The organism is Streptosporangium sp. G12 (assembly GCF_052983175.1).
Genome location: NZ_JBRIQO010000029.1, coordinates 62,200 through 73,517, shown reverse-complemented (window position 1 = coordinate 73,517; position 11,318 = coordinate 62,200). Strand labels below are relative to the sequence as shown.

Genomic DNA, 11,318 nt, shown 5'->3' with positions numbered 1-11,318 from the left:
GGCCGCCGGCACGGCGTCATGGCCGCGCCTTGCGATCCCCCTGGGCCGGCGGTGCCGGCGTACGCGACGCATCGCCGCTTCGTGAGGAGGTCGCGCCGTTTCGCGAGGAGGTCGCCCGCCCAGAGCGGACAATGAGGCGGAAAGGGGAGAACCCACTCCTTTCCACTCTCAATGTATAGCGCACCGGGGGGCTTGCCACAAGACCCAGGTCGTGCTGCAGAATCGTCGGCCGAGGCCAGAGCCTGCGGAAACGGGGGGTACGACGTGCGCCGGCGTTGTCGGCGCACGGGTCGCGCGGGGACGTCGAACCGGTGGCACCCACGGTGCGATCACGGGAACCCTGCGCGCGGATACGGGTGTGCGCGCCGCCGGACAGGGAGTCCGCGGAGCCGCCGGCCGGTGTGGTTCGTCCCCCTCACCACGCGCGACAGCGCAAGCGTCATCAGATCGGAGCAAACAACGTGAAACCGCTGACCACCAGCGCGTTTGACCTTCCTGACCACCTCTCCCCCAAGGCCGACCCGGCGCTGATCGCCGGCGACGAGCAGCACTTCGCGGCCATCGCGGACAGCCTCGAGCGGTCGATCGCCGACCTGTCCGACCGTCTCGACGCCGAGCGCAGGGCACCCGGCGGCAAGGGCCGGCAGGTGCTGGACCGGGACCTGGAGATCCACCGGCTGACCGTTCGGCTGCGCGCGCTGCGTCGCTTCGGCCTGGACCTGTGCCTCGGGCACATGGTCGGCGCGGACGACCCCGAGCCCGTGTACATCGGGCGGCTCGGCCTCACCGACAGCGCGGGCCGCCGGCTGCTGCTCGACTGGCGCTCCCCCGCGGCCGAGCCGTTCTTCGGAGCCACCCACGCCAACCCGATGGGGCTGGCGAGCCGCCGCAGGTATCGCTGGACCCGCGGCAGGATCAGCGACTACTGGGACGAGGTGTTCACCTCGGACGGGTTCGAAGGGCACGCCGCGCTCGACGACCAGTCCGCCTTCATCGCCAGCCTGGGCGGCAACCGGTCGCCCCGGATGCGGGACGTGCTCGGCACCATCCAGGCCGACCAGGACGCCATCATCCGTGCGGGATCTCGTGGCGCTCTCGTCGTCGACGGCGGTCCGGGCACGGGCAAGACCGTCGTGGCTCTGCACCGCTCCGCCTACCTCCTCTACTCCGACCCTCGCCTCGGTCACCGCCGGGGCGGCGTGCTGTTCGTCGGTCCGCACCAGCCCTACCTGGCCTACGTCGCCGACGTCCTGCCCAGCCTCGGAGAGGAGGGCGTGCAGACCTGCACCCTGCGAGACCTCGTCGCCGAGGGAGCCGCGGCGGCGGTCGAGGCCGACTCGGAGGTGGCCCTGCTGAAGTCGTCCGCGGACCTGGTGAAGGCGATCGAGCCGGCCGTCAGGTTCTACGAGAACCCGCCCGGCAAGGGGATGACGGTCACGACCCCCTGGTCCGACATCTGGCTGAGCGCCGAGGACTGGGCCGAGGCGTTCGAGGCACCGGAACCCGGTACTCCGCACAACGAGGCGCGCGACCGGATCTGGGAGGAACTGCTCACGATCCTGACGGACAAGCACGAGGGCGAGGTCTCGGTCGACCTGCTGCGCAGGTCACTGCTGCGGGACAGGGAGCTGCTCACGACCTTCAACCGCGCGTGGCCGCTGATCGAGGCGGCCGACCTCGTCGGGGACCTGTGGTCGGTACCGGCCTACCTGCGGATGTGCGCCCCCTGGCTCAGCCCCGACGACCTCCGGAAGCTGCGGCGTGAGGACGCCCAGGCCTGGACGGTGTCCGACCTGCCGTTCCTGGACGCGGCACGGCAGCGGCTCGGCGACCCGGAGGCGGCGCGGCGCAGGCGCCGCCACGAGGCCGCTGTCGCCACCGAGCGCGAGCACATGGCCACCGTCGTCGAGGCCCTGCTCGAGGCCGACGACGACGGCGAGGGTGCGGTGACGATGCTGCGCGGACAGGACATGAAGGACGCCCTGGTCGACGAGACCGCGCCGCCCGGCACCGAACCGGACCTGCTCGCCGGACCGTTCGCGCACATCGTCGTGGACGAGGCGCAGGAACTGACCGACGCGGAGTGGCAGATGTTGCTGCTCCGCTGCCCGTCCCGGAGCTTCACCATCGTCGGGGACCGCGCCCAGGCCAGGCGCGGGTTCACCGAGTCGTGGCGGGAACGGCTCGAGCGGATCGGGCTCGACCGGATCGACCTGGCCTCCCTGAGCGTCAACTACCGGACGCCGGAGGAGATCATGGCGGAAGCCGAGCCGGTCATCCGGGCCGTGCTCCCGGACGCCAACGTGCCCATCTCCATCCGCAGCAGCGACGTCCCCGTCGTACACGGATCCGCTGCGGATCTGGGCTCGATCCTCGACACCTGGCTCGCCGCGCATGCCGACGGGATCGCCTGTGTCATCGGCGATCCCACGTTCCGGGCGACGTCCCGCGTCCGGTCGCTGACCCCGGAGCTGTCGAAGGGGCTCGAGTTCGACCTGGTCGTCCTCGTCGACCCGGAGGCGTTCGGCGCGGGCATCGAGGGAGCGGTCGACCGCTATGTCGCCATGACCCGGGCGACCGGGCAACTCGTCATCCTCACGAGTTCCTGACGCCGGCCGCACCCGCTACGGCGAGGCCGCCATCTCACGCGCCGCCGCGGTCGTGAACAGCACCGCGGGGACCGCGGGGACCGCGGGGACCGCGGGGACACCGCCCGGGACAGGGAATCTAGTGGTGGCCGTGGGGCCAATGGTGGTGGTGTCCGGGCCAGGGGTGATGGTGATGGTGGTGGCTGGGCCAATGGTGGTGGTGTCCGGGCCAGGGGTGATGGTGATGGTGGTGGCCGTGCCAGGGGTGATGGTGTCCGGGCCAATGGTGGTGATGGCCGGGCCAGGGGTGATGGTGGTGATGGCCGGGAGGGGGATCGCTCAGAAGGAGGTGCACCTGAGCGGCTTCCCGGACTGCCGCGCTCGCCCCGGCGGGCTGAGCCGTCATCGCCATGGCGATGACGAAACCGGAAGCCGTCAATGCGCCGGCGGTGAGAGCCTGCTTGAACATGAAAGATCACTCCGTGTCTGATGTCGGGCCCGGCCTGCTTTCACGGCTGACAAAACGCCAATGCAGTTTCCGGAAATATGTTGAATCGACGTCACGTAAAACGCTAGTTCCCGGACATCCGGACGTTCACCCCACATAACACAAAGCCTTGGTCCGGGATCACCACTGAGAAGAAAGCCGGGGTGACACAAGGGCGGAGGCCATGAGCCCACCCTCGGCAACAAACCTGACTTAAGCCCTGATATCCGTTCAAATAGGAAAGAGTGGAACCAGTCCTCTACCTTTGCACCTACCGGCCGATACCGGTGGCTCATTGAATCGGCGACAATGCCACATATCACCATATTGTTAGCTTTACTGGTAATCCGCGAATGGGTGATGACCGCATCCGGCACATCATGGGCGATCATCCCGTGCGGCGCACGGCGATGGCTCGCCCGCCGCGACAGGCGTGTCCACGGCGGCCGGACGCGCCGGATGAAGCCTGCGCGGTCGGGCCGGGCCCCGTCGTCCCGGTGGATCACGCTCCGGCGGGTTTCCGCACGGCCCTCGCGCGAGGTGCCTGAAGCCCTCGGCCCGCGACCCGGGCCGCCTGCCCCGGACAGGGCAAGGTGACAGAAAATTATCCAAGGCGTCCACGCGCAGCTCAGTGGTCGAAAACCCGGGGAATTACCGATCTTCGGGAAAGCTTCCCGGTACTTCGCGGAATGGGACGAAGTCATGAGGGTAATCGGCGGCTCAGTCGAAGATGCACAACCTTTGGAGGGCATCGATGAGTGAGTATTCCACCGGGGCGGGGGAGCGCCCAGGCCAGAGCCAGGATTTCCAGAGCACGGCTCAGCACGCCAGGTCCGCCGCCGGAGAGGTGGCCGATACCGCCAAGGGGCAGACGCAGGCAGTGGCCGGAGAGGTCAAGCAGCAGGCCCGGCAGGTGGTCGACCGGCTACGGAACCGGGTCGGCGACCAGGCGCAGCACCAGAGCCAGCGCGCCGCCCAGGGAATCCGCCAGTGGGCCGACGACCTGGCCTCGATGGGCGAGGTCGCCAAGCCCGACTCGCCGGTCTCCGGTGTGGTGCAGCAGGTCGCCGACGGCGGGCGGCGGGCGGCCGACTACCTGGACCAGCACGGCCTGACCGGGGTGGTCCAGGAGGTCCAGAGCTTCGCGCGCCGTCGTCCTGGAGCGTTCCTGGCCGGTGCGGCCGCCGTGGGCTTCCTCATCGGCAGGGTCGCCAAGGTGTCGGGGAACACCGACTCGGCGAGCTCTCCCGGCTCGAGGGCCGGCAGCCCGTACGGGCCGGGGACCTACACCCCGGCTCCGGCCGCCACCGTGCCGCCTGCTCCGGTCCGGCCGCCGGTCCAGCCACCGGTCTCGGCCCGGCCCGCGCCGGTCACCGCCCAGCCGCCGGTGCAGCCGCCGGTCGAGCCGTATCCCGGCCGGCCGATCACACCGCAGGAGGAGTTCGGCGGCTCCGCAACCACGCCCGCGCCCAGGAGTCCGGGCGGTGAGGTCCGATGACCCACCCCGGTCCCGGGGCGCGGGAACCGTCGCTGGGAGAGCTGGTCGGGGAGATCGGCGAGGACCTGTCCAAACTGGTCCGCCAGGAACTGCTGCTGGCCAAGGCCGAGGTCCGCGAGGAGGCGGCCAAGGCGGGCAAGGCCGCCGGGCTGCTCGGCGGAGCGGGGTTCGCCGGATACATGGTCGCCGTCCTGGTGACGCTGGCCGTCATGTTCGGCCTGGGCAACGTGATGGACCTGGGCTGGGCCGCGCTCATCGTCGCCGTCATCTGGGCGGCGGCCGGTGCGGCCCTGTACGTGACCGGGCGCGCCCGGCTGCGCCAGGTCTCCCCCAAGCCGGAACGTACCGTTGAAACGCTCAAGGAGGATGCGCGATGGGCGCGAGACCTGACGAGATAAGGGCCGAGATCGACGCCACCCGGGCCGAGCTGGCCGCGGACGTGGAGCGTCTCGCCGACCGCACCAGCCCGGCGCGGATCGCGCGGCGGCGCACCGACAACGTGCGCCGGCGCCTGCGGTCGGTGCGCGAGCGGGTGATGGGGACGCCGTCCCACGCCGCCCACACGGTCGGCAGGCAGGCGTCGTACGCCGCGGACAGCGTGCGCGACACGGCCTCCGGCACGGCCGAGACCGTCCGCGAAGTCGCCTCCGACACCGCCGGCACCGTCAAGCACGGTGCCCAGCAGGCCGCCGAGGTGGTCCAGAACGCGCCGCGGCAGGCGATGCGCAGCACGCAGGGCAACCCGCTGGCGGCCGGGGTGATCGCTTTCGGCGCCGGGTTGCTGGCGGCCGCCCTCATTCCCAGGACCGAGGCCGAGGAGCGCGCCGCGGGACAGCTCATGGAGCAGGCCGACGGGGTGATCCAGCCGGTCAGGCAGGTGGTGCAGGAGTCGGCCCAGACCCTCGGCCATGAGGCGAGGGAAGCGGCTCAGCAGGCCGCCCAGCAGGTCAAGGAGACCGCCGCGGAGGCCGCGCACCGGACGGGCGACCACGCTCGCGAGCAGGCCCGGCAGGTGGGCGAACACGCCCGCTCCACCCCCGGTCACCAGTAGGAACGGATCCGACCACCGCCGCCCCCGTTTTCGGGGGCGGCGGTACCCCCGAGGGAGGCGGTGCCCCCATGTCCGGCCACGACACGCGACGCCCGACCGCCGGCGCCGAACGCGCGACGGGAGAGCACAGGGCTCCGGGAAGCCCCACCGAACTACCCAGACAGTCGTGGTGGGCGGTACTCAAACGCACCGTCAAGGAGTTTCAGCAGGACAACCTGACCGACTGGGCCGCCGCGCTGACCTACTACGCGGTGCTGTCGATCTTCCCGGCGCTGCTGGCCGTGGTCTCGCTGCTCGGCCTGTTCGGCGAGTCCGCCACCAAGCCCCTCATCGACAACCTCGGCGCCCTGGCCCCGGGACCCGCCAAGCAGATCCTCGACACCGTGCTGCAGGCCCTGCAGAGCAACCAGCGCGCGGCCGGGATCGCGACCCTCATCGGTATCGCCGTCGCCCTCTGGTCCGCCTCGGGGTACGTCGGCGCCTTCATGCGCGCCGCCAACGTCATGTACGAGATGCCCGAGGGCAGGCCTATCTGGAAGACCCTGCCGCTGCGCCTGGCCATCACCGCCGTCCTGGTGGTCCTGATGGCGGCCGGCTCGGTCGCGGTCGTGTTCACCGGCGGGCTCGCCGAGCAGGCGGGAAAGGTCCTGGGAGTCGGGCAGAGCGCGCTGACCGTCTGGGGCATCGCCAAATGGCCCGTGCTGGTCGTCGTCGTGATGGGCATTCTGGCCCTGCTGTACTGGGCGGCGCCCAACGTCCGGCACCCGGGTTTTCGCTGGCTCACCCCCGGCAGCGCCCTCGCCGTCGTGCTGTGGATCGTCGCCTCCGCCGCGTTCGGCTTCTACGTGGCCAACTTCGGCGCCTACAACAAGACCTACGCCGCCCTGTCAGGGGTCATCGTCTTCCTGATCTGGTTGTGGATCTCCAACGTCGCGGTGCTTCTCGGCGTGGAGTTCGACGCCGAGCTCGCCCGCGGCCGAGCCATCGAGGCGGGGCAGCCGGAGGGGCGGGAACCCTACGTCGAGCCTCGCGACACCCGCACGTTCGACCAGGATCAGGGGTCGTCATAGGCCTTCGCCGCCTCCGGCGTGATGGCGTGGCGCGGCCACTCGCCGGAGCCGCGGGTGCCGGCCTCGGCCGCTGTTTCCCCCACCGGTCCCCGAGGACCGAATGGACGCCGCCTGAAACAATCCGGTCAATGATCCGGTTGGCACATGGCGTGACCGCGAGGAGGTGGCGTCGTGCCGGGTGATCGAACTGCGCCGCAGGTGCAGAGCTGGCGCCTGGGGCCGGTGCGGGTGCTGCGTGTCATCGGTGAGCTGGACGCCGTGACGGTCCCGGGCGTCGCGGTGAAGTTCGATGAGGCGCTGCTCACCTTCGACGACCTGTCGCTGGTCGTCGACCTCACCCAGGTGACCTTCATCGCCTCGGTCGGGGTGGGCGCCCTGGTGGAGATGCGGCGGAAAGTCCACCGGCGCCGGGGGCGCCTGATCGTGGTCCTTCCCCCGCAGGGGCGTGCGCGCCGTCTCTTCGTGTTGACGCGCATGGTGGATCACTTCGAGGTTCGCCTGACCCTGCCCGAGGCGGTGAGCGCCCTGCGACAGCAGGACCCGAGCCCCCTTCTCGAAGAGGGGATGAGGCCGGATCGGGAGCCGACACCGCCGGCGACGCCGATCCCGGGAGGTCCCGCCGGCTGAACCGGCCCGGCGCCGGCGACATCGGTGATCTTCTAGGCGGGCACCACGATGGGAGTTCCGGCGACCGGGTCGGGGACGATCACGCAGGCAAGGCCGAAGACCTTCTCGACCAGTTCGGCGGTGATCACCTCGGCCGGGGGGCCCTCGGCGACGACGGCGCCGCCGGCCATGGCGATGATGTGGTCGCAGAAGCGGCAGGCGAGGTTGAGGTCGTGCAATACCGCGACGATGGTCTTGCCGGACTCGGCGTTGAGCCTGCGCAACAGCCGGAGCAGCTCCACCTGGTGGTTGATGTCCAGGAACGTGGTGGGCTCGTCGAGCAGCAGCAGGTCGGTGTCCTGGGCCAGCGCCATGGCGACCCAGACCCGCTGCCGCTGCCCGCCGGAGAGAGCGCGCAGCGGGCGGTCGATCAGGTCGGCCGTGTCCGTCGCGGCCAGGGCCCGGGTCACCGCCTCGTGGTCACGGTCGGTCCACCGGCGAAACCAGCCCTGGTGCGGGTAGCGGCCGCGGGAGACCAGGTCGGCGACCGTGATGCCGTCGGGCGCCACGGGGGTCTGCGGCAGCAGGCCGAGCACCTTGGCCACGTCCAGGGTGCTCAGGTCGCCGAGCGCCCTGTCGTCGAGATACACGGCTCCCCGGCGCGGTCTGACGAGCCGGGCCAGGCCGCGCAGCAGCGTCGACTTGCCGCAGGCGTTGGCGCCGACGATCGCGGTGATCTTCCCGTCGAGCACGGAGAGGTCGAGGTCGGTGATGACGGCTCGATCGTCGTAGCCCAGGGACAGGCCTTCGGCGCGGAGGCGGCTCATCCGCCTGCTCCTTGTCTGTTCGTGGTGGCCAGCAGCCACAACAGGTACGGTGCGCCGACCGCGCCGGTGACCACACCGGTGGGCAGCGCGCTCGGCAGCAGATGGACGGCGATCAGATCGGCGGTGAGCAGGACCACCGCGCCCACCAGGGCGGCGGCGACCACGCCGCCGGTGGCGGGGCCGAGCAGCCGGTTGGCGATGGGTCCCGCGACGAGCGCGACGAAGATCAGGGGCCCGGCCGCCGCGACGGCCAGCGCGACCAGGACCACGGCGGTGGCCAGCAGGCCCGCGCGGGCGAGCTCGGTGGGCACGCCCAGCCCTCGCGCGGCGTCGTCGCCGAGTTCGAGCACGCGAAGCTGCCGTTGCAGCAGCATGGACAGGGGCAGCAGGACAACCAGCGCGACGAGCAGCAGCCGCAGCTCGGTGTCACTGGCCTGCCCGACCGAACCGGTCAGCCAGTGCATCGCCTGGCGCGCCTCGAACAGCTGGGCGCGGGTCAGCACGAACCCGGTGAGGCCCTCGAAGAAGGCCGCCATGCCGATGCCGATCAGGATGAAGCGGTAGCCGCTCACCCCGTCGCGCCAGGCGAGCACGTACATCAGCAGCGCGGCCACGACGGCCCCGCCCAACGCGAGCCCGGCGATGGCGATCCCGCCGGCCTGCAGGAACACGATGCCGGTGACCGCGGCCAGGCCGGCGCCGGAGGAGATGCCCACGAAGTCGGGTGAGGCGAGGGGATTGCGGAGCAGTTGCTGGAAGATCGTCCCGGACGCGCCGAGGGCGAGCCCGACCGAGAGCGCGGTCGCGGCGGTGGGGAGCCGCAGTCCCAGCACGACGAAGTCGAGGCTCGGGTCGTCGATCGTGCCCAGCAGCGACCCGAGCACCTCGGCGGCCGAAAGACGGAAGCTGCCCACCATCATGGTCACCACGAACAGGGTGGCGACGGTCGCGGCCAGCGCGGAGATCACCACCACGATCCGGGCCGTGCGGCCGCGCCGGGTGGCGCGGACGGTGTCGGAGACGGTCGTGAAGGCGTCGTGAGTCGTGGCCATCTCGTCATACCTCCGACAGCCGGCCGTAGCGCACGATCACCACGAAGACCGGCGCGCCGAGCACTCCGAGGACCACGCCGACCTGCAGTTCCCCCGGGGCGCCCGCGACCCGGCCGAGCACGTCGGCCAGCAGCAGCACGACAGGCGCCAGCAGCATCGAGTACGGCAGGACCCAGCGGTGGTCCGGGCCGCAGAGCGCCCGCGCGAGGTGCGGCACCACCAGCCCGATGAACACGATCGGCCCGCAGGCCGCCGTGGCCGCGCCGGCGAGTATCGCGACGACCCCGAAGGCGACGGCCCTGGTGAGGCCGACCCGCTGGCCGAGCCCGCGCGCGACGTCCTCGCCGAGCGCGAGCCCGTTGAGCGCCCTGCCCAGGCACAGTGCCGCCGCCAGGCCCGCCAGCAGGAACGGCGCGACCCCGGTCAGGATCGGCGCGTACCGGCCGGCGAGCGACCCGACCTGCCAGAAACGCAGCTCGTTCAGCGCGTCGACGTTGGTCATGATGATGCCCGTGGTGACGGAGCCGAGGCCGGCGGTGACCGCCGCGCCGGCCAGGGCCAGCTTGACGGGGGTGGCGCCCTCACGGCCCAGCGACGCGATCGCGTACCCCAGCAGGGTCGCGACGATCGCGCCCGCGAAGGCGAACCACACGTACACGCCCACCCCCCGGATTCCCAGGACCGTGAACGCGAAGACCACCAGGACGGCCGCGCCGGAGTTGATCCCCATGATGCCGGCGTCGGCCAGCGGGTTGCGCGTGACCGCCTGCAGGATCGCGCCCGCGACGCCCAGGGCCGCACCCACCAGGACGCCCAGGAGCGTACGCGGCACGCGCAGTTCCAGGGTCACCGTACCGGTGATCGACTCGTCGGCGCCGAGGCCGCCCAGTGCCCGCAGCACATCGGGCAGGCCGATGTCGCGCGAGCCGAGGGTCACGCTGAGGAAGGCCACCGCGGCGAGCAGGGCGCAGAGCGCGACGAGCCCGAGTCCGAGGACCGGGGCCCGTCGTATCGAAAGCGTGCTGGGCATCGAAGAGGATCAGTCGCCGAGGTTCTCGTCAGCGACCTTGACCGCCTCGGTGAGCTTGTCCACCTCGGTGGCGAAGTCGCCGAACGTGTGCAGCCAGTACGCCGGCCACGCCGCCACCGCACCGGCCTTGGCCGCCTTGATCTTGAACCAGGTGGGCTGCTTCCTGCCCCACTCGGCGTTGGCCGTGGGCGTGAAGGACCTGCCGTCCCACAGAATCAGGTCAGGCTGGTACTTGTCGGCGTTCTCCCAGCTGAGGTTCTCCCAGTACGGGAAACCCGCGTCCGGCTTGGCGGGATTGATCACCTTCAGGCCCCAGCGCTGGAAGTCCAGCAGCTCGGGCGCGTACTCGGGGTTGGCGGCGTACAGCTTGTCGTCGGCGGGCGACATGCCGAGGGCCGTCAGCCCGGGCTTGCCCGCGACCGCCGCCTTGAACTTCTCGACGGACTCCTCGAAACGCTTCTTGTTCGCGGCGATCTCGGGAGCGTCCACCTTGGCGCCCAGGCTCTTGGCGAGGCTCTCGTACCCCTCGGCCAGGTCCTCGATGGATTTTCCCTGGGAGACGCCCACCACCGGAGCCAGCTCGGCGAGCTTCTTGCTCTTCTCGTCGACCCCCTCCTCCAGGCCGCTGTGCGCCTTCTCGGCCGGCCACCAGTCCGCGACGATCAGATCCGGCCGCAACGCGGCCGCCTTCTCCACGTCGATCTTGCCCCACTCCTGGCCGAGGAGCTCGATCCCGGAAAGGTCGAGGTCCTTCAGGTTGGGGTCGGTCTTGACCGACTCGTCGGCGTAGACGCCGACCGGCTTGATGCCGAACGACATCAGCGCGGCCGCCTCACCCGCGTGCGCGATGATCCGGGTGGGGATCCTGTCGGCCTTGACCGTCTCACCGGAGCCGTCGGTGAACGACCACGGGCCGGACGACGAGGGCTGTGCGCCCGGGGAGTTCTGCGTGCCCGGGGAGTTCTGTGCACCGCAACCGGTGAGCGCAAGGCCCAACGCCGCCACGGCGAGAACCCGACGCGACGTGCGCATGCGGTGTTCCTATCTCGCAAAGGGAAACTTCGCGACAAAGTTAGGTTAGGCTAACCAAAATAGCAAATCCAGGTCGG

Annotated in this window: 11 protein-coding genes; 7 read left to right on the top strand and 4 right to left on the bottom strand. The window is 70.9% G+C overall.

Translation table 11 applies throughout. The features are described from left to right. Positions 1–461: 461 nt before the first annotated feature. The 7 genes from helR to ACVCAG_RS36425 all read left to right on the top strand — a co-directional run bounded on the left by helR (position 462) and on the right by ACVCAG_RS36425 (position 7,321). Positions 462–2,609, top strand: a complete 2,148-nt coding sequence (gene helR, locus ACVCAG_RS36455) for an RNA polymerase recycling motor ATPase HelR (RefSeq protein WP_447191229.1) — start codon at positions 462–464, stop codon at positions 2,607–2,609. Positions 2,610–2,733: 124 nt separating this feature from the next. Beyond that, complete coding sequence (locus ACVCAG_RS36450) at positions 2,734–3,078, top strand: hypothetical protein (protein WP_447191228.1); 345 nt, start codon at positions 2,734–2,736, stop codon at positions 3,076–3,078. A 751-nt stretch (positions 3,079–3,829) separates the two neighbouring features. Beyond that, complete coding sequence (locus ACVCAG_RS36445; protein ID WP_440088324.1) at positions 3,830–4,573, top strand: hypothetical protein; 744 nt, start codon at positions 3,830–3,832, stop codon at positions 4,571–4,573. Further along, a complete protein-coding gene (locus tag ACVCAG_RS36440; RefSeq protein ID WP_447191227.1) occupies positions 4,570–4,971 on the top strand; it encodes a phage holin family protein in 402 nt (133 codons plus the stop codon). The genes ACVCAG_RS36445 and ACVCAG_RS36440 overlap by 4 nt, the downstream gene beginning before the upstream one ends. After that, the gene (locus tag ACVCAG_RS36435) at positions 4,947–5,624 is read left to right on the top strand and encodes a DUF3618 domain-containing protein (protein WP_447191226.1); all 678 of its coding nucleotides are present in this window, start codon (positions 4,947–4,949) and stop codon (positions 5,622–5,624) included. The genes ACVCAG_RS36440 and ACVCAG_RS36435 overlap by 25 nt, the downstream gene beginning before the upstream one ends. 68 nt (positions 5,625–5,692) lie before the next feature. Continuing rightward, a complete protein-coding gene (locus ACVCAG_RS36430; protein WP_440088320.1) occupies positions 5,693–6,694 on the top strand; it encodes a YhjD/YihY/BrkB family envelope integrity protein in 1,002 nt (333 codons plus the stop codon). A 171-nt stretch (positions 6,695–6,865) separates the two neighbouring features. Beyond that, positions 6,866–7,321 carry an anti-sigma factor antagonist gene (locus ACVCAG_RS36425; protein WP_440088319.1) on the top strand — a complete coding sequence of 152 codons (456 nt, stop codon included), beginning with the start codon at positions 6,866–6,868 and terminating at the stop codon, positions 7,319–7,321. A gap of 32 nt (positions 7,322–7,353) precedes the next feature. Here the strand turns inward: ACVCAG_RS36425 and ACVCAG_RS36420 are convergent, their stop codons facing one another. From ACVCAG_RS36420 to ACVCAG_RS36405, 4 genes are read right to left on the bottom strand one after another with little or no spacing between them, the layout of a single operon-like run. After that, positions 7,354–8,127: an ATP-binding cassette domain-containing protein gene (locus ACVCAG_RS36420; RefSeq protein WP_440088317.1), complete on the bottom strand. Its 774-nt coding sequence runs from the start codon at positions 8,125–8,127 to the stop codon at positions 7,354–7,356. Then, complete coding sequence (locus ACVCAG_RS36415) at positions 8,124–9,179, bottom strand: iron chelate uptake ABC transporter family permease subunit (protein WP_440088316.1); 1,056 nt, start codon at positions 9,177–9,179, stop codon at positions 8,124–8,126. Before ACVCAG_RS36415 ends, ACVCAG_RS36420 begins: the two co-directional genes overlap by 4 nt. 4 nt (positions 9,180–9,183) lie before the next feature. Next, a complete protein-coding gene (locus ACVCAG_RS36410) occupies positions 9,184–10,209 on the bottom strand; it encodes an iron chelate uptake ABC transporter family permease subunit (protein ID WP_440088315.1) in 1,026 nt (341 codons plus the stop codon). A gap of 9 nt (positions 10,210–10,218) precedes the next feature. Beyond that, entirely contained in the window at positions 10,219–11,241 is a 1,023-nt protein-coding gene (locus ACVCAG_RS36405; protein WP_447191225.1) for an ABC transporter substrate-binding protein, read from the bottom strand. Between the last annotated feature and the right edge of the window lie 77 nt (positions 11,242–11,318).